Source organism: Cupriavidus sp. L7L, assembly GCF_004353535.1.
In the GTDB taxonomy this organism is placed as follows: Bacteria; Pseudomonadota; Gammaproteobacteria; order Burkholderiales; family Burkholderiaceae; genus Cupriavidus; species Cupriavidus oxalaticus_A.
Window position 1 is genome coordinate 209,735 of sequence record NZ_SMNY01000010.1, and the last position, 25,526, is coordinate 235,260.

8 protein-coding genes are annotated in these 25,526 nt (G+C 72.6%); 6 read left to right on the forward strand and 2 right to left on the reverse strand.

All coding sequences use genetic code 11. From position 1 onward, the window contains the following. Positions 1 to 50: 50 nt before the first annotated feature. Genes E1J61_RS12755 through E1J61_RS12765 form a run of 3 tightly spaced genes read left to right on the forward strand, consistent with a single transcriptional unit; the run spans position 51 to position 18,458 of the window. Positions 51 to 9,308, forward strand: a complete 9,258-nt coding sequence (locus E1J61_RS12755) for a non-ribosomal peptide synthetase (protein ID WP_133094419.1) — start codon at positions 51 to 53, stop codon at positions 9,306 to 9,308. After that, a complete protein-coding gene (locus E1J61_RS12760; protein ID WP_165971464.1) occupies positions 9,301 to 12,381 on the forward strand; it encodes an amino acid adenylation domain-containing protein in 3,081 nt (1,026 codons plus the stop codon). The genes E1J61_RS12755 and E1J61_RS12760 overlap by 8 nt, the downstream gene beginning before the upstream one ends. Before the next feature lie 35 nt (positions 12,382 to 12,416). Further along, positions 12,417 to 18,458, forward strand: a complete 6,042-nt coding sequence (locus E1J61_RS12765; protein WP_133094421.1) for a non-ribosomal peptide synthetase — start codon at positions 12,417 to 12,419, stop codon at positions 18,456 to 18,458. 12 nt (positions 18,459 to 18,470) lie between these two features. On the opposite strand, the gene E1J61_RS37385 is transcribed toward E1J61_RS12765, so the two are convergent. Both E1J61_RS37385 and E1J61_RS38210 read right to left on the reverse strand, forming a co-directional pair. Beyond that, positions 18,471 to 18,770, reverse strand: a complete 300-nt coding sequence (locus E1J61_RS37385) for a (2Fe-2S)-binding protein (protein ID WP_243736866.1) — start codon at positions 18,768 to 18,770, stop codon at positions 18,471 to 18,473. Beyond that, positions 18,653 to 19,207, reverse strand: coding sequence for a hypothetical protein (locus E1J61_RS38210; protein WP_243736869.1), 555 nt, complete (start codon positions 19,205 to 19,207; stop codon positions 18,653 to 18,655). Before E1J61_RS38210 ends, E1J61_RS37385 begins: the two co-directional genes overlap by 118 nt. A gap of 278 nt (positions 19,208 to 19,485) precedes the next feature. On the opposite strand from E1J61_RS38210, the gene E1J61_RS12775 reads away from it, so the two are divergent. From E1J61_RS12775 to E1J61_RS12785, 3 genes are read left to right on the forward strand one after another with little or no spacing between them, the layout of a single operon-like run. Further along, positions 19,486 to 22,713, forward strand: coding sequence for a non-ribosomal peptide synthetase (locus E1J61_RS12775; protein WP_133094423.1), 3,228 nt, complete (start codon positions 19,486 to 19,488; stop codon positions 22,711 to 22,713). Next, the gene (locus tag E1J61_RS12780) at positions 22,710 to 24,389 is read left to right on the forward strand and encodes a cyclic peptide export ABC transporter (protein ID WP_133094424.1); all 1,680 of its coding nucleotides are present in this window, start codon (positions 22,710 to 22,712) and stop codon (positions 24,387 to 24,389) included. The genes E1J61_RS12775 and E1J61_RS12780 overlap by 4 nt, the downstream gene beginning before the upstream one ends. 53 nt (positions 24,390 to 24,442) lie before the next feature. Beyond that, entirely contained in the window at positions 24,443 to 25,525 is a 1,083-nt protein-coding gene (locus E1J61_RS12785; protein WP_240745818.1) for a GNAT family N-acetyltransferase, read from the forward strand. Position 25,526 lies beyond the last annotated feature (1 nt).

Sequence of the window (25,526 nt, forward strand, 5' to 3'; positions counted from 1 at the left end):
TCGCCATGTCGTCTTCCGAAGCTCCCTTGCCGGCCGAAACTGGCGCCCTGATGCGAACCCTGCGCGCCGAAGGCGTGCGCCTGCGCCTGCATGACGGGCGCTGGCGCGTGGCTGGCGACAGCGCGGCCGGCACCGATGCGCAGCAGGCCGCGGCCGGGCTGCTGGCAACCCGCGCCGCCGAGGCCGATGCGTGGCTGGCCGCGCATCCCGGCTACTTCGACCGCTATCCCGCCGGCCCCGGCCAGCTCGCGCTGCTGGCGTTTCATCGCCGCCATCCGCACAGCGCCGCCTACAACATGGTGTTCGCGATCGAGGTGCCGGCTGGCCTGCGCTTCGAGCTGCTCGAACAGGCGGTGCGCCACGTGGTGGACTGCCATGAGGCGCTGCATAGCGGCTTTATCGAGGAAGACGGCGAGATCGTGATGGCACGCCCCGCGGGCTTTGCCGCGGAGGTGTCGCTGACGCGTGCCGACGGCCTCGATGAAGCGGGCCTGCACGCCTGGTTCGAGCGCGAAGCCGACGAACCGTTCGACCCCGATGCGGGGCAGGTCTGCCGTTTCCGCTTCCTCGTCTCGCGCCAGCCGGGCGGCGCCGACCGCATGTGGATGTGCGCGGGCATGCACCATATCGCCGGCGACTACCTCGGGTTCGAGCTGGTCTGCGACCAGGTCTTCGCCACCTACGAGGCGCTGTGCGCCGGCGCAGCGCCGATGGCGTCGCAAAGCGGCCGCTACCGCGACTGGCTTGCGCGCCAGCGGCAACTGCTGGCAGGCCCGCGCGGCGCTTCGCTGCGCGCGTACTGGGAGGGCGTGCTTGAAGACGCGCCCGCGGCGCCGGCGATGCCCGGCACGCTGGACGCGGAATCGCGCCACCGCGGCGCCGAACTCGAATTCCGCCTCACGCCGCAGCAGACGGCAGGCCTGCGCGAGCTGGCAACGCAACTGGAAGTCAGCCTCTTCGTGGTGATGCTGGCGCTGTTCAAGACGGTCGTGCACCGCGCCAGTGGCGAGGACGATTTCCTGATCGGCACGCCGACGGCGGGCCGATCAGGCGCACAGTCCGCCGACCTGATCGGCTTTACGCTGAACACGGTGCCGCTGCGCGCAGACTTCTCCGCCAATCCGGCCTTTGCCGCGGTGGTGCGCGACTGCGCCCGGCAGATGCGCGGCGCGCTGCGCCACCAGCAATATCCGCTGGCGCGCATGGGCGGGGAGGGGCCGCTGTTCCGGCATATGACCACCTTCGTGCCGGTGGGGCCGCGCAACGTGCTGGGCCGCTACCTGGTGCGCGAATACCTCGCCACCCAGCGCGGCGCAGCCAACGACATGAACCTGCGCTGGCAGGACGAGGGCGATCGCCTGCGCGGGCAATGGCGCTATGACGCCGACCGGTTCGACGCGCAGTCCGTCCAGCGCCTGATCGCCACGCTGCGCGCTGCGGTGGATGCTGTGCTCGACAACGCCGACGCGCGTGTCGGGGACCTGCCGCTGTATGAGGCGGCGGTGCTCTCCGATATGCGCGCTGGCCGCATCGAGCGGCACGCCACCGCGCTGGCGGCCTTCGAGGCCGGCGTGCGCACGCATCCCGGGCGGCTCGCCGTCGATGCCGCCGATGCGCAATGCAGCTACGCCGCGCTCGATCGCGCCGCGACCGCGCTCGCCGCAAGCCTGCGCGACGGTGGCGTCCGGCCCGGCGATGTGGTCGGCCTGCTGCTGCCGCGCGGCGCGAGCATGGCTGCCGCCATGCTAGGCGCATGGAAGGCCGGCGCCGCCTTCCTGTGCCTGGACGCCGGCATGCCCGCCGCGCGGCTGGCGCAACTGGCCGCCGATGCGTGCCTTGCCGCCGTGGTGGGCGAGGGCGAGCGGCCGCAGTGGCTGGCGCAATCCACGCCGGGCGCAGCCTGGCATGTGTCCTCGCTCGCGAGCGAGGACACAACCGGCGCTGCCGCATGGCCCGCCGCCGCTCCGGCACAGCCCGCCTACCTGATCTACACCTCCGGCTCGACCGGCACGCCCAAGGCCGTGGTGGTCACGCAAGGCAACCTCGCGCATTACGCCGCCGGCGTGCTGCGCGCGCTGGCGCTGCCGGCAGGGTCGTCGCTGGCGTCGCTGTCCTCGGTGACGGCCGACCTCGGCCACACCGCATGGTTCGGCGCGCTGCTCGGCGGCCACACGCTGCGCGTGCTGGACGACGCGCTGGCGGAAGACCCCGAAGCGCTTGCCGAAGCCCTGGCAGCGCGGCCGGTCGATTGCCTGAAGATCGTCCCGTCGCACCTGCGCGCGCTGCTGGCGGTGGCCGATCCCGTGCGGCTGGTGCCGCGCCAGTGCCTGGTGTTCGGCGGCGAGGCGCTCGACGCGGCGCTGTTGGCGCGCGTGCAGGCGCTGCGCCCGGCATGCCGCGTGGTTAATCACTACGGCCCCACAGAAGCCACGGTGGGGTGCCTGACGCATGCGGTGCCTGACGCCGCTGTGGCGGGTCCAATTCCCGTCGGCCAGCCGCTTGCCGGCGTCAGCGCCTGCGTGCTCGACCGCCACCTGAACCGCGTGCCGCGTGGCGCGGTGGGCGAGCTCTATATCGGCGGCGCCGGCGTCGCCAGCGGCTACCTGCGCCGCCCCGCGCTGACCGCCGAGCGTTTTGTGCCGGACCCGTTCCAGCCGGGCGGCCGCTTGTACCGGACCGGCGACCGCGTACGCATGGACGAAGACGGCGCCATCGTCTTCCTCGGCCGCGCCGACGCACAGGTCAAGATCCGCGGCTTCCGCGTCGAGCCGGGCGAAGTCGAAGCCTGGCTGCGCCAGGCGCCGGGCGTGCGCGATGCCGTGGTGCTGGCGCTGCCGTCGCCGGCGGGCGAAGGGCTGCGGCTGGTCGCCTACCTGGTGGCCGACGCCGGCCTGGATCTCGATACCCTGCGCACCACCATGTCCGCCGCGTTGCCGGCGCCAATGCTGCCTGCCGCGTTCGTTGCGTGCGACGCCTTCGCGCGGCTGCGCAACGGCAAGGTCGATCGCAAGGCGCTGCCGCCCGTGCCCGGCGAGGCCGCGGCGCCGGCGCAACCGGCACCGGGCGACGAGACCGAGGCGACGCTGGCGCGCCTGTGGGCAGGCGTGCTCGGACGCGAAAGCGTGGGCGCCGACGGCAACTTCTTTGCGCTCGGCGGCGATTCCATTCTTGGACTGCAACTGGTCGCGCAGGCGCGCAAGGCGGGCCTGCCGCTGACGCCCAGGCTGCTGTTCGCGCATCCCACGCCGGCGGCGCTGGCTGCCGTGCTGCGTGCGAACGCGGCGCCAGCCGCCGCACAGGCGGCCGCCATCGAACAGATGCTGGCGGGACTGTGGCGCGAAATCCTGCAACGCGAGCAGATCGACCGCGATGCGGATTTCTTCGCGCTCGGCGGCGATTCCATCCTGGCGCTGCAGATCGTCGCCAGGGCGCGCGCGCAGCAGCTGGTGCTCGCGCCCAAGGACCTGTTCGCGCACCCGACGCTGGCACGCCTGGCGGTCCATCTCGCCGCGCGCGAGAAAACTGCCAGCGCAGCCGCAACGCCAGCGGCTGCGCAGCCCTTTGCGCTGAGCGGCTGCGACACGCAGGCGCTGGAGCGTCTGCGCAGCCAAGCGGGCGACATCGAAGATGCCTATCCGCTGTCGCCCCTGCAGGAAGGCCTGCTGTTCCACCACCTGCGCGATGGCGGCAACGGTGCCTACGTCAACCAGCTGGTGCTGCAGGTCCAGGGTCCGCTCGACACCGAACGCATGGCCGCCGCCTGGCAGGCGCTGCTGGACGACCACCCGATCTTGCGTACCACCTTTGCCGCGGCAGGCGAAGCGGGCGGCGACCGCGCGCTGCAATGCGTTCATGCGCGCGCAAAGCTACCCGTGACAGTGGAAGACTGGCGCGGGGCCGGCGCGCAGGCGGCGCGGCTGGCGGAGTGGTGTCATGCCGACCGCTCGCGCGGCTTCGATCCCGCCGAGCTGCCGCTGATGCGGCTGGCGCTGCTGCGCACCGGCGACGCGGGCTGGTGGCTGGTCTGGAGCCGGCACCACCTGATCGTCGACGGCTGGGGCTCGGTGCAGCTGCTCGACGAGGCGCTGGCCCGCTATGCCGATCCGGCACATGCCCCGACGCCGCGCCGGCCGTACCGCGACTACATCGCCTGGCTCGCGGCACAGCCCGCATCCGCGCTGCAGGCCTTCTGGCGCGCTGCATTCGCCGGCCTGGCCGGCCCGACAGTGCTGCCGGGCATCGCACCCGCCAGCGCCCACGGGAAAACCGCGCCGCTTTGCCGCGACCTGGTCCTGCCGGCCGGCCTCGACGCCAGCCTGCGCGCGCTGGCCGCGGCGCACCGCGTCACGCTCAACACCGTGATGCAGGCTGCGTGGGGCATCGTGCTGTCGCGCCACGCCGGCAGCGACGATATCGTCTTCGGCGTGACCTCGGCCGGCCGCCCCGCGGGCCTGGAAGGCGCCGAGCGCATGCTGGGCGTGTTCATCAACACGCTGCCGTTGCGGCTGCGTCCGCAAGGCGCGCTGGCGGTGGCGGACTACCTGCAGGCGACCCAGCACGCCGCCGTGGCGATGCGCGAGTTCGAGCACGCCGCGCTCGCGGAGATCCAGGCTGAGTCCGGCATCGGCGGAGCCCTGTTCGATACGCTGATGGTGTTCCAGAACCTGCCCGACCTGGGCGACCGCGCGCGCGAGGTGGCCGGCCTGCGCCTGCGCCAGCATGACAACATCGAGCAGACCCACTACGGCCTGACGCTGGAGGTCATGCCCGACAGCCGCTTCACCATCCGCTTCACCTGCGATGCCTCGCGTGTGCAGGCGCACCGGCTGGCGCAATGGATGGACGCCTACGCCGCCGTGCTGGCGTCGCTGGCCGCCGGCATCGCGCACGTGGGCGCCGCCGACATGCTCGATGGCGCCACGCGCGCCAGGCTGCAGGCATGGAGCGCGAGCGACGACACCAGCGTGACGCTTGCCGCCTTGCAGGACGACTACGTGCGGCGGGTCGCGCGCCAGGTGGCTGCGCATCCGCGGCGTGTGCTGGCCCGCTGCGGTGCCGGGACGCTGACCTATGGCGACTGGTGGGAGCGCGCCGGCCGCGTCGCCAGCGGCCTGCGCGCCGCCGGCGTGCGCCCGGACGATCTCATCGCGGTGCTGCTGCCGCGCGGGCTGGACTGGCTGGTCGCGCTGGCCGGCATCCTGCGCGCCGGTGCGGCGTGGGTGCCGCTCGATGTCAGCCATCCCGCGGCACGCTGGCAGCAGGTGCTGGCGCAGGCCAAGGCAGCACAGGTCCTGACGGATGCATCCGGCGTGGCCGCGCTGGCCGCCGCCGGCATTGCCGGCGCCACGACGCTGCCCGCATTGGAAGCCGGGGCGGCGCCTGCGCCCGACCTGCCCGCGCATCCCGCGCAGCTCGCGTACGTGCTGTTCACCTCCGGCTCGACCGGCGTGCCCAAGGGCGCGATGGTCACGCGCACCGGCATGCTCAACAACATGCTGGCCAAGGCCGTGCCGCTGGGGCTGGGCGAGGGCGACGTGATCGCCCAGACCGCGCCGCCTTGCTTCGACATCTCGGTCTGGCAGGCGCTGGCCGCGCCGGTGTTCGGCGCAGGCGTGGAGATCATCGGCGACGACGTGGTGCGCGATCCGGCCGCACTCACCGCACTGCTGGCGCAGCGTGGCGTGACGCTGTTCGAGCCGGTGCCGTCGCTACTGCAGGCCATGCTCGACTGCCAGGACGCCGAGGGCCGCGCGGCGCCGCTGCCCGCGCTGCGCTGGGTGTTGCCTACCGGCGAGGCGCTGCCGCCTGCCACCGCGCTTGCCTGGCTGTGCCGCTATCCGGGCGTGCCGATGATGAATGCCTACGGGCCGGCGGAATGCTCGGATGACGTGGCGTTCCACCCCCTGCGCGCCGGCGCGCTGGCGCAGGCGGCACAAGCCACCGATACCGTGCCGATCGGCCGCCCCACCGCCAATGCCGTGCTGCAGGTGCTCGATGCCGACGGCAATCTTGCCGCGCCCGGCATGGTGGGCGAGATCGCGGTGGCCGGTGCCGGCGTCGGCCGCGGCTACCTGGCCGACCCGCGCCGCACCGCGGCGGCCTTTGTGCCCGATCCGACCGGCGCGCCGGGCAGCCGCCGCTACCTGACCGGCGACCTCGGCCGCTGGCGCGAAGACGGCGTGCTCGAATACATCGGCCGCAAGGACTTCCAGGTCAAGCTGCGCGGCTACCGCATCGAGCTGGGGGAGATCGAAGCCGTGCTCGCCGCGCATCCGGCGGTGCGCCACGCGCTGGTGACGGTGCACCGTGCCGCCGGCACCGAATGGCTGACCGCGTACTGGCAGCCCCAAGCCGGCCGCGCGCAGCCCGCGCATGGCGTCCTGGAAGCCGAGTTGTCTGCCAGCGTCGCCGCGCGGTTGCCCGCGTACATGGTGCCGTCCGCATGGGTGTGCATGCCGTCGTGGCCGCTCAATGCGAACGGCAAGATCGACCGCAAGGCGCTGCCCGCGCCGCAGGTCGTGGCGCAGGAGGGCGCACCGCCTGCCACGCCCGCCGAGCAAACCGTCGCCGGCATCTGGGAAGCGCTGCTGCCGGGCGCGCGCGTCGGCCGCGACAGCGATTTCTTCCGCCTGGGCGGCCATTCGCTGATCGCCACGCGCGTGGTGGCGCGGCTGCGCGCCGCCGGCCATGCGCAGGCCACGCTGCGCGATGTCTTCGAGGCGCCGCTGCTGCGCGACTTCGCCGCACGGCTGGATGGCGCCACGCCAGCGGTGGTGATGCCCGCGCTGGTTCCAGTACCGCGCTCCGCGCGCATGCCGGTATCGCTGGCGCAGCAGCGGCTGTGGCTGGTCGAACGCCTGCAGGGCAACGCCGCAGCGGCCTACAACATGGCCGGGGCGCTGCGCCTGCGCGGGCCGCTGGACCTGGCCGCGCTGCGCCAGGCGCTGGCAGCGGTGGCGGCGCGCCACGAGATCCTGCGCACCGCCTATCCCGACGACGATGGCGAGCCCTACGCACGCATCGATGCCGCCGCCGACATCGGCCTGCCCCTGATCGATCTGCAGGCGCTCGCGCCCGAAGCGCGCGAAGCGGCACTGCGCGAGGCCATGCGGGAGCACGCAGCGCGCCCGTTCGACCTCGGCCACGCGCCGCTGTGGCGCACCACGCTGCTGCGCTGCGCGCCGCGGGAACACGTGCTGCTGGTCGCCATGCACCATCTGGTGTCGGACGGCTGGTCGGTCGGCCTGCTGGTCAACGAGATCACCCGCGGCTACCGGCACGCGCTGGCGCCGGAACAGCTCGCGCCGCTGCCGCCGCTGGCGCTGCAATACGCCGACTATGCCGCGTGGCAACGCGACTGGCTGCGCGGCGCCGCGCTGGAGCAGCTCACCGCTTACTGGCGCGGCGCGCTTGCCGGCGCACCGGCGGCGCTGGCATTGCCGGCCGACCACGCCCGCCCGCCAGTGGCGCGCATGGAAGGCGACGCCGTCGCGCTGCGGATCGACGGCGAGCGCATGGCGCAGGTGCATGCGCTGGCGCGCGCCGAGCAGGTCACGCCTTTCATCGTGCTGCTGGCGAGCTTCCAGTGCTGGCTGCACCGCGCGACCGGCATGGACGACCTGTTGCTCGGCACCGACGTCGCCGGCCGGCACGACGCCGCGCTCGAGCCGCTGATCGGCTTCTTCGTCAACGTGCTGCCGCTGCGCTCGCGCCGCATCGCCGGCGCCAGCTTCCGCGACGTGCTGGCGGCATGCCGGCGCGACGTGCTGGCCGCGTTCGAGCATGAGGGCTTGCCGTTCGACCGCATCGTCGAGGCGGCGGGCGTGCCGCGCGACCGCAGCCGCAACCCGCTGGTGCAGGCGCTGTTCGTGCTGCAGAACACGCCGGCCGGACAGTTGGGCATGCCTGGCGTGGAGGCCGGCATGCTGCCGCCCATCGAGCGCACGTCGAAGTTCGACATGGCGCTGTTCCTGGAGCCCGAGAGCGAACAGGAAGCGGCGCCGCTGCGCGGCGACTGGGTCTTTGCCAGCGCGCTGTTCGAATCCGCCACCGTGGCGCGCTTTGCCGCCGAATGGCTGGCCACGCTGGCAGCGCTGCTGCGCGCGCCGGACCAGCCCGCCGACCGCGTCACCGCAGACGCCCCGGGCGCCGCGCGCCCGTCCCAACCGAAACCCGAGGAGTCCCGAACCATGGAAACCAGCCAACGCATGGCGGCCAAGCTCGACCAGCTCAAGTCGCTGGCCCGGCCGCGCCCGGCCGCGGCCGCTGTGCCAGAGGCGGCCGTTGCCGACCCCGCCAGCCAGGTGCGGCTGCGCCCGCTGCGCGCAGGCGAAGTCTTCCCCATCGTGATCGAGCCGGTGGTGCCGGGCCTGGACCCGGTGGCGTGGGCCGCGCGCTCGCGCGAGCTGGTCGGCGCGACGCTGCACCGGCACGCCGGCATTGTCTTCCGCGGCTTCGACCTGCCCAACCCGCAGGCCTTCGAAGCCTTCGCCGAAGCCATGCACCCGGGCCTGTATGGCAGCTACGGCGACCTGCCCAAGAAGGAGGGCGGGCGCAACACCTACCGCTCCACGCCTTACCCCGAGCGCCAGATGATCCTGTACCACAACGAAAGCGCGCACCTCGAGCGCTGGCCGCGCAAGCAGTGGTTCTTCTGCGAGCTGCCCTCTGCCGTGGGCGGCGCCACGCCGATCGTCGACTGCCGCGAACTGCTGCGCCGCCTGCCGCCCGCGCTGGCCGAGGAGTTCGCCAGCAAGCAGCTGATGTACGTGCGCACCTTCACGCCGCGGCTGGACGTGGACTGGCGCGACTTCTACAAGACCGGGGACCGCGCCGAGGTCGAGGCGCGCTGCCGCGCCGCCGGCATCGACTGCCGCTGGCTGGACGGCGACGTGTTGCAGACGCGCACCGTATGCCCGGCCATCGTCAGCCACCCGGTCACCGGCGAGCGCAGCTTCTTCAACCAGGTGCAGCTGCACCACGTCTCGTGCCTGGAGGCCGACGTGCGCGAAGACCTGCTCGAGATGGTCGGCCTGGAGCGCATGCCGCGCCACGTGATGTTCGGCGACGGCACGCCGATTCCCGACGAGGCCATGGCGCTGATCGGCGAGCTGTATGAAGCCTGCGCCGTGCGCTTCGACTGGCAGCGCGGCGATGTGGTGATGCTTGACAACATGCTGGCCGCGCATGCGCGCGATCCCTATGAAGGCCCGCGCAAGATCGTGGTGGCGATGGGCGACATGTTCGACCGCAAGCAGCCGGACGCCCAGCTTGTCGCCGCGCGCCCGCAGGAGAACGCGGATGCCTGAGATGCACGACGCCTGGAGTCCGACTCCCGAACAACAGGCCGCTTGGCGGCAATGGCGCAATGCGCCCGCGCCGCACGCGCACGTGGCGCGCATCGCGCTGGCTTGCCAGCCAGAGCCAGCCGCGGTGGACGCCGCGCTGGCCGTGCTGCGCGAACGCCATGACGTGCTGTGCATGGCTTATATCGACGATGGGAGCCAGCCGGTGGCATGCGTGCCGCAGGGCGCCAACGGCGCGGCCACCATCATCGTCGCGGACGGCGACGCGCTGGCGCTGCCGGCGCTCGATCCGGCGCGGGGCGACGTGCTGCGCGCCTGCCTGTGCCCGCTGGCCAGCGGCGGCGCCACGCTGTGGCTGCTGGCCAGCCCGCTGGCGGCAGACCGAAGCAGCGTGCTGCGCCTCGCCGAAGCCCTGCGCGCCGCCCTGGAAACCACCGCCGCGGACGAAGCCGAGCCGCCGCTGCAATACGCCCAGTATGCCGACTGGCAGGCGGGCGCGTGCCTGGGCGAGGACGGTACCGGCGACGCCGGCCGCCGCTACTGGCAAGCTCAGGCGGCCGGGCTGCCCGCGCCGCTGCGCTTGCCCGACGCGCTCGCTGCTGCCTCAGCCACGCCCGCCGAAAGCTGGCGCCACACGCTGCACGCCGCGCACCGCCAGGCGCTGGACGCGACCGCGCGCCAGCTCGGCAGCACGCCCGAGCGCGTGCTGCACGCCGCATGGTGGAGCATGCTGGCGCGCCTGTGCGCGCAGCCGGCATTCAGCGCCACATGGCTGCACGACTGCCGCCGCGATTACGGCGTGATGGCCGGCGCCGCCGGCGTGTTCGTCAAGGCGCTGCCGCTTGGCGTGCAATGGGATGACGAAGCCAGCCTGCGCAGCCACTGGCAGGCGTGGCTGTCGACGCTGGATGGCCACGCCGCGTGGCAGGAAGCATGGCTGCCCGGTGATGCCGGCCCGCGCATCGGGTTTGCGGTATCGCCATTGCCCGCCGACGGGATCGCGCTGGCCAGTCCGGCGTGGCCGGGCTTCGACCTGGTGTGCGAGGCACTGGACGACGGTCAGGGCATGGCCGCGCTGGCGCTGCATGCGCAAGCCGGCGCGCTGCATCCGCGCGTGGCGCCATGGCTGCTGTCCCATCTCGCCGCGCTGATCGGCGCGCTGCCCGCCGCACTGGATGCGCCGCTGCCGTCGCTGTGGTGGCCGTCCGACGATACCTTGCGCGTGCCGCAATGCTGGACCGGCGACATGCCGGCAGCGGGGGGCGACTCGCTGCTGCACCGCATCGCGGAGCATGCACGCAACACGCCGGCGGCGCCCGCGCTGGATGCCGCCGATCTCGCACTCGACTATGCCGGCCTGCAGCGCACGGTGCACGCCGCCGCGCAACGGCTGCGCGCGCTCGGCGTCGGCCCCGGCACGCGCGTGGCGCTGGCATTGCCGCGCAGTGGCGCGCTGGTGGCCAGCCTGCTGGCGGTATGGGCCGCCGGCGGCGCCTATGTACCGCTCGATCCGGCCTGGCCGCAGGCGCGGCGCCGCAGCGTGCTGGCGCAGGCAGCGCCGGTGCTGACGATCGCGCGACAGGCGTCGGTGGACGACGAGACCGTGGTCAGTTTCGATTCCTTGCTGGCCACGGCGGCGTCAGCAGCAGAGGCTGCTGTGACTGTCGATCCCGGTGCCGCCGCCTACGTGCTGTTCACTTCCGGCTCCACCGGCGAACCCAAGGGCGTGGTGATTGGCCACGCGCAGATCAGCCACTACACCGCGGCGGCTTGCGATGCGCTGTCGCTGTCGTCGTGCCAGCGCTTCGGCCTGACGTCGTCGGTAGCCGCGGACCTCGGCAACACCACGCTGTTCGCCGCGCTGTGGCAGGGGCGCTGCCTGGTGGTGGCCGGCGATGACGACATGGCCCACCCCGCGGCCTTTGCCCGCTACCTGCGCGGCCGCGCGGTCGATGCCATCAAGATCGTGCCGTCGCACCTGGCGGCGCTGCTGGAAACGGAAGCGCCCGCGGTGCCGGCCACCGTCATCCTTGGCGGCGAGCCGCTGCCGGCCAGCCTGGTCGGCACGCTGCGCCGCCACGCGCCCGGCTGCCGCATCTTCAACCACTACGGCCCGACCGAAACCACCATCGGCGTGATGGTCCATGCGCTGGGCGCAGACATGCCGGCTTGGGCAGCCGGCAACGCACCGCTTAGCCGCGCGCTGGGTGCGACCCGCGTGCGCCTGCTCGACGATGCGCTGCGGCCGGTGCCGGCCGGTGTAGCCGGGCAGCTTTACGTCGGCGGCCCGCAACTCGCACACGGCTACTTGGGCCGGGCGGACCTCGATGCGGCGGCGTTCGTCGACGATCCCTTCGTTGCCGGCGAACGGCTGTACCGCACCGGCGATCTCGCGCGCGCCACGCCCGCCGGGCTGCAACTGCTGGGCCGCGCCGACCAGCAGGTCAAGATCCGCGGCATCCGCGTCGAGCCCGCGGAGGTCGAAGCCGCGCTGCTGGCGCAGCCGGCGGTCGCGCAGGCAGCGGTGTGCGCAGTGGCGGGACCCGGCGGCGAGGCTGTGCTGTGTGCCTTGCTCGTGCCGGCAGCCGGCAGCGGCATCGACGCCGCCGCGCTGCGCCACACGCTGGCCGCGATGCTGCCCGACGCGATGGTGCCGGCGCGCTTCGTCCCGCTGCCCGCGCTGCCGCGCCTGCCCAATGGCAAGACCGACCGCGTCGCGCTGCGCGGACTGGTTCCCGCCGACAGTGCGCCAGCCCCGGTCGCAGCGCCGGCATCGGACGCGGTGGAAGCCCTGGTGTGCGCGTTGATGGCCGGGTTGCTGGAACAGGGCCAGGTCGACCCGCATGCCGATTTCTTTGCCCTCGGCGGCCATTCGCTGCTGGTGATCAAGCTGGTCGCACGGCTGCGCCGCCGGCTGCAGGTGGAGATTGCCCCCGGCCTGGTGTTCGACCATCCGACCGCGCATGCGCTGGCCGCTGCCGTCAGGCAGGAAGCTGCGGACGATGACCTCGACAAGCTGGCGCACATGGCACTGGCCGCTGCTGCACCGCATGCGCAGGCCGTGGTGCCGGCGTAATCGCTCCCTGAAATCCATTGACAGGTCCCGCCCCCATGTCAGACGCATTGAGTACCGCGCACGCGCAAGTTGCCGCGCAAGTCGCCGAGCGCTTCGCCCGGCTGGAGCCGGCGCAGCGCGCCGCCTTCCTGGCCGCGCTGCACGGCAAAGGCGTGGCGTTTTCCACGCTGCCCATCGTGCCCGCGCCGCGCACTGGCGCGCTGCCGCTGTCGTACGCGCAGCAGCGCCTGTGGTTCCTGCAGCAGCTGGAGCCCGCCAGCACCGCCTATCACATGCCGGGGGTGTACCGGCTCGAAGGCCCGCTCGACGCCGCGGCGCTGCGCCGCGCGTTCGCGCAGGTCGGCGCGCGCCATGAAGTGCTGCGCACCACGTATCCGATCGATGCTGCCGGTGTCGCCTGCCAGCAGGTGCATGAAGACCTGCCACCGGCCTTTGATGCCATAGACGCCATCGACGCCGATCCGGACGGCCTCGACGCCACCGTCGCGCGCGTAGTCCATGAGCCGTTCGATCTCGCCGCCGGACCGCTGTGGCGTGTCGCGCTGATCCGCGAGAGCGCGCAGTCGCACGTGCTGGTGGTGGTGCTGCACCATATCGTCGCCGACGGCGCGTCGATCGTCCGCCTCGTCGCCGAACTGGCCGCCTGCTATGCCGGCACGCAAGCCGGCCTGCCGCCATTGCCGGTCCAGTACGCCGACTATGCCGCCTGGCAGCGCAACTGGATGGAGGCCGGCGAGGCCGAGCGCCTGCTCGGCTACTGGCGCGAACGCCTGGGCGACAGCGCGGGCGCGGCGCTCGACCTGCCCGCCGACCGCCCGCGCCGCGCCGCGCGCAGCGGCGAGGGCGCCGAGCACGTGTTCACCATCCCCGCCGCCGTGGCCGCAACGTTGCGCGCGCTTGCCGCCTCGCGCCATGCAACGCTGAACATGGCCCTGCTGGCCGCCTACGCGGTGCTGCTGGGCCGCTATACCGGCCAGTCCGACCTGCGCATCGGCGTGCCGGTGGCGAACCGCCAGCGCAGCGAGACCGGGGCGCTGATCGGCTGCTTCGTCAACATGCAGGTGATGCGGGCGGAGGTCGACCCGGAGCAGCCGTTCGCCGACCTGCTGGCGCGGCTCGCCGCGCAGGCCGCCGCGGACCAGGAGCACCAGTCGCTGCCGTTCGACCTCCTGGTCGAGGCGCTGCAGCCCGACCGCAGTCTCGGCCAGCCCGCATTGTTCAACGTCACCTTCGACCATCGCACCGCCAGCGCGGCGGCTCTGCCGCAACTGGCGGGGCTGCGCGTGACGCCGCTGGAACTGCCGGTCACCACCGCGCGCTTCGAGCTGAGCCTGGCCACGGCCGAGCTGGCCGATGGCAGCCTGTGCGGCCGCATCGCCTACGCCGCCGACCTGTTCGATGCCGCCACGGTCGCGCGCATGGCGGGGCATTATGTGCGCCTGCTGCAGGCCTTCGCGGCCGATCCTGCGACCACGCCCGGCACCGCGGTGCTGCTCGCCGACGCCGAGCGCGCCGCGCTGGCACGCTGGAGCCAGCCCGACTGCACGGCAACGCCGTTCGTGGCCGTGCATGCGCAGGTGGCCGCGCACGCGCGCCGCGCGCCCGCTGCGCCAGCAGTGCTGTATGGCGACGACGTCCTGACTTATGGCGAGCTTGAACGCCAGGCCAACCGGCTTGCGCACCGGCTGATCGCGCAAGGCATCGGTGCCGAATGCCGCGTCGGCGTGGCGCTGAACCGTTCACCGCGCATGCTGGTGGCGCTGATGGCGGTGCTCAAGGCCGGCGCCTGCTTCGTGCCGTTCGATCCCGCCTATCCGGCACGGCGCCTGCTCGACATGCAGCAAGACGCTGCGCCGCGGCTGCTGCTGACCGAGCGCGCGCTGCGCGATGCCTTCCCGGTCGCGCCGGACCTGCCAGTGCTGCTCTTGGACGACGGCGACGATGCCTCGTGGCCCGACCACGACCCAGCCGTGACGATCCATGCCGGGCAGCTGGCCTACGTGATCTACACCTCCGGCTCGACCGGCCGGCCCAAGGGCGTGGCCGTGGCACACGGGCCGCTGGCGATGCACGTGGTCACCACCGCCGCGTGCTACGACATCACCGCGGCCAGCCGCGAACTCCATTTCCTCTCGTTCAGCTTTGACGGCGCGCATGAGCGCTGGATGGTGCCGCTCGCCAGCGGCGCCAGCATCGTGCTGCGCGACGACACGCTGTGGAGCGTCGAGCAGACCTACGCCGCGCTGCGCCGCCACGCCGTCACGCACGCGGGCTTTCCGCCGCGCTACCTGCACCAGCTGGCCGCGTGGGCCGAGGCGCAAGGCGACCCGCCGCCACTGTGGCTCTACTCCTTCGGCGGCGAGGCCATGCCGCGCGCGGGCGTGGAACGGCTGACGCAGGCGCTGCGGCCGCAGCACATCATCAACGGCTATGGCCCGACCGAAACCGTGGTGACGCCGCTGGTGTGGAAGGCCGCAGCGGACGAAGCCGCCGTGCAGGTGAGCGGCGCCTATGCGCCGATCGGCAGGCCGGTCGGCACGCGCAGCGCGCACGTGCTGGACAGCCGGCTCGAGCCGGTGCCCGTCGGCGTGCCGGGCGAGCTGTACCTCGGCGGCGAAGGGCTGGCGCGCGGCTACCTCGGCCGCGCCGGCATGACCGCCGACCGCTTCATTCCGGATCCCTTCGGCGCGCCCGGCGCGCGCCTGTATCGTACCGGCGACCTGGTGCGCTGGCGCCCGGATGGCTGCATCGAATATCTCGGCCGGCAGGACCACCAGGTCAAGATCCGCGGCTTCCGCATCGAACTGGGCGAGATCGAGGCGCACCTGCTGGCCCAGCCCGGCGTGCGCCAGGCGGTGGTGCTGCCGCACGAGACGCCGGCCGGCACGCGGCTGGTTGGCTACGTGGCCGCGCCGGCCACCGTGCACGCCGAAGCGCTGCGCAGCGCGCTCGCCGCGGCCTTGCCCGACTACATGGTGCCGGCCGCGGTCCTGCGCCTCGACAGCCTGCCGGTCACGCCCAACGGCAAGCTCGACCGGCGCGCGCTGCCCGAGCCGCAGTGGCAGGCCGAGGCCGCCTACGCCGCGCCGGTGTCGGCGCCGGAGCGGATGCTGGCGGCGGTGTGGGCCGACGTGCTCGGCATCGCGCAGGTGGGCTTGCACGACAACTTCTTCGCGCTCGGCGGCGACTCGATCCTCAGCCTGCAGATCGTCGCGCGTGCCCGCCTGCAGGGCTGGCGGCTGACGCCGCGGCAGGTGTTCGAGCACCAGACCGTGGCCGCGCTGGCGCAGGTGGCACAGCGCGTGGACGTGGCGGCGGAGGATGCCGCCAATGACGCGGCGGAACATGGCGCGGCGCCGCTGACGCCGGTGCAGCGGGCTTTCCTTGGCCAACCGCTGGCCGCGGCCGCGCGCAACCGCTTCAACCAGTCGGTACTGTTGCGGTCCGGTTCGGCCATCGACACGGCGGCGTTGACAGCCGCGCTGGCGGACGTGGTTGGCCACCACGCAGCGCTGCGCTTCCGCTTCAGCCATGCCGATGACGGCTGGCACCAGCAGGCCGTTGTGAAGGCCGCCGACGCGTTCGTGTTGACGACGGCCGAAGCGCCCGATGCAGCGGCCATCACCGCTGCGTGCGACGCCGAGCAGGGAAAGCTGGATATCGAGCAGGGCCCGCTGCTGCGCGCACTTCAGCTACGCGTCGCGGATGGCAGCGAGCGCCTGTTCCTGGTCTGCCATCACCTGGTGGTGGATGGCGTGTCGTGGCGCATCGTGCTGGAAGACCTGCAGGCGGCATATGCCGCGCGGCTGGCCGGGCAGGCGCCGGCGCTGGCACCGGTGGGCGCCAGCTATGCCGCATGGAGCCGCACGCTGGCTGGCCCGGCGCGCGCCGTGTTTGCCGGCGAAGGCGCCTACTGGCAGGCAGTGGCTGAAGGCGGCCTGGATCTGCCGGGCGATGTGTTCGACGCTTCGGAGCCTCGCCCGGATGGCGCCTGCACGGCCAGTTTCGCCCTCGACGCGGCCACTACCGACGCATTGCTGCGGCGCGCCCACGCTGCCTACCGCACCGGCGTCAACGACCTGCTGCTGGCAGCTTTTGCGCGCGCGTTGTGCGCTTTCACCGGCTGCGACGAGATCCGCATCCATGTCGAAGGGCACGGGCGCGAAGCCGAGGCAGCCGGCACGGCGCTAGACCTCAGCCGCACGGTGGGGTGGTTCACCAGCATCTGGCCGGTGCGCCTGGCCAGCGTCGATAACCTTGGCGACACCATCGCCGGCGTCAAGGAAGCCCTGCGCGCGGTGCCGCGGCGAGGACTGGGCTATGGCGTGCTCGGGACCGCCGTGGCGGCGCCGCAGGTGCTGTTCAACTACCTGGGCCAGTTCGACGGCAGCCTGCGCGCCGGGGCGGGCGGCTGGCAGGTGGCGGCGGAGGACACCGGCAGCGGCGTGTCCGCCGCGATCCCGTTGCCGGCACCGGTGGCCTTCGACGGCCGGGTCCAGCATGGCTGCCTGCAATTCCGCTGCACGTATCGCGGCGGCCAGTTCCGCGAGGCCACCATCGAGGCGCTGCTGGCGCGCATCGCCCAGGCCCTTCGCGACGTGGCATCGCATTGCGTGGCGCAATCCGCCGTGCGGCTGACGCCGTCGGACGTGCCGGCCAGCGGCCTGTCGCAGCCGCAGCTGGACGCGCTGGCGCTGTCCGCAGACGAGATCGAGGACATCTGGCGGCCGACGCCGATGCAGCGCGGCATGGTGCGCCATGGCACGCGCCATCCGGGCTCGCCGGCGTACATGGTGCAGGTGCAGGCGACCATGGACGGGCTCGACGCCGAGCGCATGATCGCGGCATGGCGGGCCGCGCTGCGGCGCCATCCGGTGCTGCGCGCGCGCGTGGCCTGGCTGCTAACGCCCGGCGAGGCCGAGCCCCTGCTGGTGGTGCCGGCGCAGGCGCAACTGCCTGTCACCCGCCATGACTGGCGCGGCCGCAGCAGCCCGGCGCAGTCCGCCGCCGACGATATGGAATGGCAGGCGCTGTGCGAGGCTGAATTCCGCCAACCGTTCGACCTGAGCCGCGCACCGCTGATGCGGCTGACGCTGGTGCGCATCGCCGACGATGCCTGGCGCTTCCTCTGGACCTGGCACCACTTGCTGCTCGATGGCTGGAGCATGTCGCGGCTGCTGGGTGAAGTGCTGCGTGGCTACGACGGGGAACTGCCCGCCCAGGCGGCATCGTCGCTGCGCCGCTACGTGGCGTGGCAGCAGGCGCAGCCCGGCGCGGACGAGCATTGGCAAACGCGGCTCGCGCCGCTGCAGCGTCAGCCGGTACGGATCACGCGCGAGATCGCGCCGGCGCAGCGCGGCCAGCGCGGCCAGCATATGGGCGCCGTCGAGCATGTGGTGCAAGCCGGCGCGCTGCGCACGCTGGCCGCCTTTGCCAGCCGCCAGCATGTCACTGTCAACACGCTGGTGCAGGCCGCCTGGCTGCTGGCACTGCGCCAGGCCACCGGTGCCCGCACCGTCGGCATGGCGGTGGTCGGTTCGGGGCGCTCGGCGGAGCTGCCCGGCATCGAAGACATCATGGGCCTGCTGGCCAGCACGCTGCCGCTGGTGCAGGACCTGCCCGACACGCTGCGAGTGGCCGACTGGCTACCGGCGCTGCAGGCGGACAACCTGGCCCTGCGCGAAACCGAGCACGCGCCGCCGGCGTGGCTGCAGTCCTGGGCGGCCGGCAGCGACGACACGGCGCAGGCGCCGTTCGACACCATGCTGATCTACGAGAACTACCCGGTCGACAGCACGCTGCGCCAAACCGAGCGCGGCGCGCTGCGCTTCAGCGACGTGGGCAACCGCGGCCAGATGAGCTATCCGGTGACCGCCATCGTGATCCCCCGCGAAACGCTGACATTGCGCGTGGAATACGACACGGCCGCGCTTGACGACGCCGCGGCGCGGGAGTTCGCGCGGCATTGCCTGGCGCTGCTGCTCGCGCTGCCCGCACTGGCCGATGCCACGCTGGCCGAACTGCCGGCACGCGTAGCCAGCGCCAGCGAGGGCGGGGCGAGTGCGCTGGCTGCATAGGCGGAGATGGTTTCAGCTCGGCAGCAGGCGGCGCGGGCAGTCCCCGCACAGCGGGAAGCCGTGCAGCCGGTAGCGCAGGCAGCACAGCCGGCGCAGCCACAGCGTGGTGGTGGTGCCGTCGCGGGTGACGCGGTGCGCGCGCATCGGCGCATGCAGCGGGTTGTCGCGGCCGTCGGGGCGCGTGCGGGTGTCCATCAGCCACGCGGCATCTTGCGCCAGCGTCGCCTCGGTGGCCGGCAGGCCCGGCTGCAGCGGGGCGGGCGCGTGGCGGAACACCTCGGCGACGACGGCACCGGCATTGGCCCACAGCAGCCGCGGCGACGCGCCGCTGGCCGCGGCGAGCGCCTGCACCAGCGGCGCCCCAGCAGGTCGTCCAGCAGCGGGCCGTAGCGCTGGTGCGGCGGCGCCCGGTGCAGCGCCTCGCCGCCATGCGGCAACAACAGCGTCACGGCGCGGCCGCGCCGGTCGGCCCGGATCGCGGCGTCGCGCAGCGGCAGCACGTGGTGCGCCAGCGCGGCGGCGGCCACCACGCCGGGCAGCAGCGACGAGAAGCCATGCCGCGCCCAGACCGAGCCGGTCACGCGCGAGTCGATGCTGCCGTGGTGCGCGGCGCTGAGCTGCAGCGCACGCGCGAGGGGGCCGGCGGGCGAGGAGCCGAGCGCGGCAATGGCGATGTCCGCAGGCGCGGGCGGGCCGGCCGCCACGGCTTCGGCGTATTGCCGCAACGGCCCCGGAAACAGTTCAAGCAACAGCGGTAGCGGTAGTAGAGCAGACAAGAGGCAGCCCTGAACGGCGTTGTATTTGTGCATCCAACGCCATCTTTCAAGTTGAAGATGAGAATGATTATCAGGTATATTCGCAATTGCATTTGTAGAGACAACCCGGTACCCGGGTGCTTTCCTGACCGGCAGCCGTGGCAGCGCGGCGGTGGCGAAGCGCTTGCGGCCATGCCGGGTCCACGGCGGGCCAGCGCGGGTCGAGGCAGCCAGGCCACCGGCGCCTGCATCGCCGCTCCGGAGAAGACCCGATGACGCAGCCCGATTTGACGATTCGCGCGCGCGCCGCACACGGCCCGGCGCCGCTCTCCTTCGCCCAGCAGCGGCTGTGGTTCCTGCAGCGCTACGCGCCGGACAGCACCGCCTACAACCTGGTGCGCGCGTGGCGCCTGCACGGGCCTCTATCGGCGCCGGCGCTGGAGCGGGCGCTGGCGCTGGTGACGTCGCGCCACGCCGTGCTGCGTACCCGATTCTCGTCCGGCGACGGCGAGCCGTGCCAGCTGGTCAGCGATATGGCGAGTATGGCGCCACCCGTGCAGTGGCTCGACCTGCCGGCAGGCGAGGTCGACGCGCTGCTGCGCAGTGAAGCCGCGCGCGTGTTCGACCTGCACGCCGCCGCGCCTTTCCGGGTCACCGTGGCCCGGCTGGATGACGGCGCCCATGTGCTGGTCATGGCCATGCACCACATCGTTTCCGACGGCTGGTCCAATCCGATCCTGGCGCGCGACCTGGCATGCGCTTATGGCGCCGCGCTGGATGGCACCGAGCCGGGCTGGACACCGTTGCCCGTGCAATACGCGGACTATGCCGCCTGGCAGCGCGAGCGCCTGGCCGGCCCCGCGCTCGACGCCGCGCTGGCTCGCTGCGCGCAGCGGCTGGGCACGGCCATTCCCGCGCTGGAACTGCCGCTCGACGCGCCGCGTCCGGCGCGCCCGGCCGGCAAGGGCGGGCGCATCCGCTGGACGCTGTCGGATGGCGTGGCGGCGGCGCTGCGGGACTACTGCAGCGGCACCGCCGGCGGCGGCCGCACCACGCCGTTCGCCGTGCTGCTGGCGGCCTGGCAAGCGCTGCTGGCGCGCTACAGCGGCCAGTCCGATTTCGCGGTCGGCGTGCCCAATGCCGCGCGCACCCACGAAGAACTCGACGACCTGGTGGGCTGCTTTATCAACACCCAGGTCTATCGCGCGCGGCTGGCGCCCGGCCTGACCGGCCGCGCGCTGTGCCAGCAGGTGCGCGACGACGCCCGCGCCGCGCTCGACCATGCCGACCTGCCGTTCGAATTGCTGGTCGACAAGCTCGCACCGGCGCGCGACCCCAGCCGCACGCCGGTATTCCAGGCGCTGTTCAACCTGCAGATGGGCGAAGCCGCGTCGCTTGCGCTGACCGGCCTGCAGGCGAGCGCACTGCCGGTGCCCGACGACAGCGCCAAGTTCGACGTTACGCTCGACCTGCAGGCCAGCGCGACGCGCGTGCTGGCCACGCTCGAATTCGATGCCGCGCTGTTCGCCGAAGCGACGGCGCAACGCATGGCCCGGCACTACGAGCAGCTGCTCGGCGCGATGCTGGCGGCTCCCGACGTGCCGCTCGGCGCGCTGCCGCTGATGGACGCAGGCGAGCGCGCCCGGACGCTGGCTAGCGCCAACGACACTGGCCTGGCCCTCGACGCCGCCGACGACGTGGTGGCCCGCATCGCCCGCGCCGCCGCGGCCACGCCGGATGCCATCGCCATCACCGACGGCAGTGCCAGCCTGACCTATGCGGAGCTGGAAGCCGGCGCCAACCGCATCGCGCACTGGCTTGCCGGGCAGCAGGTGCGCACAGACACCCTGGTCGGCGTCTGCCTGCCGCGCACGCCGGCGCTGGTGGCGGTGCTGCTCGGCATCCTCAGGGCGGGCGCCGCCTACCTGCCGATCGACGCGCATCATCCGCCCGCGCGGAACGCCCACATCCTGCGCCACGCCAGCCCGCGCCTGATCCTGGCGGCGGCAGGCACGCGTGCCGCGCTGGGCGACAGTGCCGGCGTGGTGCTGGTCGACTGCGACACGCCGCCGTGGCATGCGGCGCCTGCAATCGCCCCGGCGCTGGATTGCCATCCGGCGCAGCTCGCCTACACGCTCTACACCTCCGGTTCGACCGGCACGCCCAAGGGCGTGCAGATCTCGCGCGCGGCCTTTGCCAACTTCCTGCGCGCGATGACGCCGGTGGTGCCGATGGACGACAACGACCGCCTGCTGGCGGTGACCACGCTGGGCTTCGATATCGCGGGGCTGGAACTGTTCCTGCCGCTGGCCAGCGGCGCCCGCGTGGTAATCGCCACGCGCGACGACGCGCGCGATCCGGCGCGGCTGGCGGCGCTGATGTCCGCCCATGGCATCACCGTGATGCAGGCCACGCCCGCCACCTGGCAGATGCTGGTCACGCAGGCCACGCCCGCGTGGCAGGGCCTGCGCGTGCTGTGCGGCGGCGAGGCGCTGGGGCGCGAGCTGGCGACTGCGCTGCTGGCGCGCGGCGCCGAGGTCTGCAACGTCTACGGCCCGACCGAGACCACGGTCTGGTCCGCCGCGCATGCGCTGGCGGGCGAGGGCGCAGGCATGCCCGCGTGGGCGGTGGCGCCGGTCGGGCATCCGATCGCCAACAACCAGCTTTACGTGCTGGACGCGCGCCTGGAGCCGGTGCCCGCAGGCGTGGCCGGCGAGCTCTACATCGGCGGCGCCGGGCTGGCGCGCGGCTATGCCGCCGATCCGTCGCGCACCGCCGCGGCGTTCGTGCCCAACCCGTTCCATCAAGGCTCGCCCGGCGCCATGGCGGGCGACCGCCTCTACCGCACCGGCGACCTGGCGCGCAAGCGTGCCGACGGCATCGTCGAGTTCCTCGGCCGCCGCGACCACCAGGTCAAGGTGCGCGGCTTCCGCGTCGAGCCAGGCGAGGTCGAGGCGGTGCTGGCCGCCTGCCCGGGCGTGCGGCACGCCGTGTGCGTGGCCCGCCCCGGCCCCGATGGCATGGCGCGGCTGTGCGCCTACTACGTGGCGGGGGCGCACGCGACCGACGACGCCATCCTGGCCCGCCTGCGCGAGCAACTGCCCGGCTACATGGTGCCGTCCAGCCTGACGCGCCTCGACGCGCTGCCGCTCAACGCCAACGGCAAGGTCGACCGCCAGGCGCTGCCGGAGCCGGCAGCGCCGCGCGCCGCGGCCGCGCTGTCGACGCCGACCGAGCACGCGCTGGCCGGGCTGTGGTGCGCGGTGCTGGGCGTGACCGAAGCCGGCGCCGATGACGACTTCTTCCTGCTGGGCGGCCACTCGCTGCTGCTGGTGCGGCTGCAGACCCGCATCCGCGAGCAGATGGCGTGCGAGCTGGCGCTGCCGGCGCTGTTCGCCGCGCCGGCGCTGCGCGACATGGCCGCGGCGATCGACCAGGCCGGCCGGCGCGATGCCGATGCCGACCTGGCCTTCATGAACGACCTGCTGGAGACCCTGTGAACCTGTTCCTGTCATTGCGCCGCCGCTTCGGCGGCCTGCTGTTGCTGGCGCTGGCCGCGGGTACCTGCAGCGCACTCGCCGGCATCGCGCTGATCGCCGGGATCAACCGCATGATTGCCGCGCCGGCAGGGCTGGAAGTCATGGAGGCCGGCCGCATCGGCATCCTGCTCGGCCTGCTGGCGGTGCTGTTCGGCTGCGGCTTCGGCTCGCAGGCGCTGCTGACCGCGCTGGGCCACCGCGTGGTCTACGACATGCGCATGCGCATGCTCAAGCGCGTGCTCGATACCGATGTCGAGCGCCTGGAAGCGATCGGCGGCCCCACCGTCTATGCCACGCTGACCAAGGACATCGCCTCGATCGGCATGGCCTTCAATCGCGTGCCGTTCGTGTTCTACAACGGCGTGCTGGTGGCGGGCGGGCTGCTGTACCTGGGGTGGCTGTCGTGGCAACTGTTCGTGCTCGGCGCCGCGGTGCTGGGCGGCGGCGTGCTGCTGGCGCAGCGCTGGGTGCTGCGCATGCGCGGCCTGATGAAGGCCGTGCGCGACACCGACGACCGCCTCTACGCCGGCTACCAGGGCGCCATCGACGGCCGCTATGAACTTGCGCTGAATGCCTGGCGCAAGCAGGGCTTCTACCAGCGCGACTTCGAGCCCGCCGCCGAGTTTGCGCGCGCGCATGAAGTGCGCGCCGACCGCTACTGGGTGCTGAGCCTGTCGTTCACCGCGGCGCTGATCCTGGGTCTGGCCTGCGCGATCTTTATCGCGGGCGATGCGCTGGGCATTGCCCGCGAGCGCATCACCGCCTTCGTGCTGGTGCTGATGTTCCTGCGCATGCCGCTGAATGACCTCGTCGGCACGCTGCCGATCCTGATGACCGGCAACGTCGCGCTGCGCAAGATCGACACGCTGCGGCTGGCGCCGTACACGGAAGACTTCGCGCTGCTGCATGCCAGCCACAACGCGACGGTGCCGGCTCCGGGCATGCCGCTGCTGGCGCTGCAGGACGTGCGCTACGACTACCCCGGGCAAGGCGACGAGCGCGGCTTCCGGCTGGGCCCGGTGTCGCTGACGCTGGCCGCCGGCGAGACCGTGTTCATCGTCGGCGGCAACGGCAGCGGCAAATCGACGCTGATGAAGCTGCTGGCGGGCCTGTATCAGCCCACGGACGGCAGTGTCTCGCTGGCCGGCGCGGCAGTGGGTGCGGCGCAACTGCCCTGGTATCGCAGCCATTTCGCCACGGTGTTCTCCAACGCGCACCTGTTCGCGCGGCTGGTGGGTCCGGACGGCAAGTTCGATGCCGCGGTGGCCAATGCCTTCCTGAAGCGGCTGCACATGGACCACAAGGTCGCGATCCGCGACGACCTGCTGTCGACCACGCAGCTGTCGCAGGGCCAGCGCAAGCGGCTGGCGCTGCTGGCGGCCTACGTCGAGGCACGGCCGGTGCTGCTGCTGGACGAATGGGCCGCCGACCAGGACCCGGTATTCCGCGCCTACTTCTATGAATCGCTGCTGCCGGAACTCAAGCGCAGCGGCAAGACCATCGTCGCGGTCAGCCACGACGACCGCTATTTCCACGTGGCCGACCGCGTGATCCGCTGCGACAGCGGCGTGATCCGCGCCGACAGCGCCAGCGCCGGCATCGACGCCGGCAACAACCAACAACAGGCCGCCGCATGACGCGCGCCAACATTCAGAGGGAGTCAGCTCAAATGCAAAGCAACGCGTCTTCGATGACCCACGCCGTCGCCGGCCAGCCGTGGTCGTCCGATTCCACGGCAGCCTCCGCCATCCTGCAAAGCCGCTGGGACGGTGCGACGCTACAGCTCAGCCTGCACGGCGCGCCGCTGCAGGCGTGGCAGTTCACGCCGGGCGCGCAGCCCCGCATCGCGCTTGCCGGCACCGCGCCGGACCACCCGCTGGCACGCGCCGCCACCTTCGCCGCCTGCGAAGCAGCGCTGGCGCGCACGCCTGCCGCCGAAGCGATCGCGCTGGACGTACCCGACGCCCTGGCCGCCGCGATGCTGCGCGAAGGCAGCGCCGTACGCGATGCCAACGGCCAGCTGGTTTCGCGCGTCGAGCAGTTGTGGCAGCTGCCGGCGCTGTGGCACACCGGCACCTCGGGCCGCGATTTCCCGCTGCAGTACGCCATGAGCGCGGGTAAGCGCCATCCGCTGCGCGCGCCCAAGCCGGGCGGCCAGGTCTATGCGCGCCATATTCCCTGGCTAAACCAGGTGTTCTCGATGCGGGTAGCCGACCTCGATGCCGACCTGCAGTGCTTCCATGGCTGGATGAACGACCCGCGCGTGGCGGTGTTCTGGCAGGAGGAGGGCGACCTCGCCAGGCATCGCGGCTACCTGCAGGCGCAGCTCGACGACCCGCACACCATCCCGCTGATCGGCTGCCTGGACGGCAAGCCCTTCGCCTACTTCGAGGTGTACTGGGCCAGGGAAAACCGCATCGGCCCGTACTACGACGCCGACGACTTCGACCGCGGCTGGCACGTGCTGATCGGCGACGGCGAGATCCGCGGCAAGGCGTACATCAGCGCCTGGCTGCCGTCGCTGATGCACTACATCTTCCTCGACGATCCGCGCACGCAGCGCATCGTCGGCGAGCCGCGCATCGACCATGTGCAGCAGATCCGCAACCTGGACCGCTCCGGCTTTGCCAAGGTCAAGGCCTTCGACTTCCCGCACAAGCGCGCCATGCTGGTGATGCTGCTGCGCGAACGCTTCTTCGGCGAGCGCCTGTGGGTGCCGCAGGAAGAGGCGCCGGCGCAAGCCTGCGCAGCACTTGCAGCACTGGCTGCCTGAA

What these genes read in the sequence shown, in the direction of transcription:
- E1J61_RS12755 (WP_133094419.1), top strand. Translation starts at nt 51, where the DNA reads ATGCGAACCCTGCGCGCCGAAGGCGTGCGCCTGCGCCTGCATGACGGG.
- E1J61_RS12760 (WP_165971464.1), top strand. Translation starts at nt 9,301, where the DNA reads ATGCCTGAGATGCACGACGCCTGGAGTCCGACTCCCGAACAACAGGCC.
- E1J61_RS12765 (WP_133094421.1), top strand. Translation starts at nt 12,417, where the DNA reads ATGTCAGACGCATTGAGTACCGCGCACGCGCAAGTTGCCGCGCAAGTC.
- E1J61_RS12775 (WP_133094423.1), top strand. Translation starts at nt 19,486, where the DNA reads ATGACGCAGCCCGATTTGACGATTCGCGCGCGCGCCGCACACGGCCCG.
- E1J61_RS12785 (WP_240745818.1), top strand. Translation starts at nt 24,443, where the DNA reads ATGACCCACGCCGTCGCCGGCCAGCCGTGGTCGTCCGATTCCACGGCA.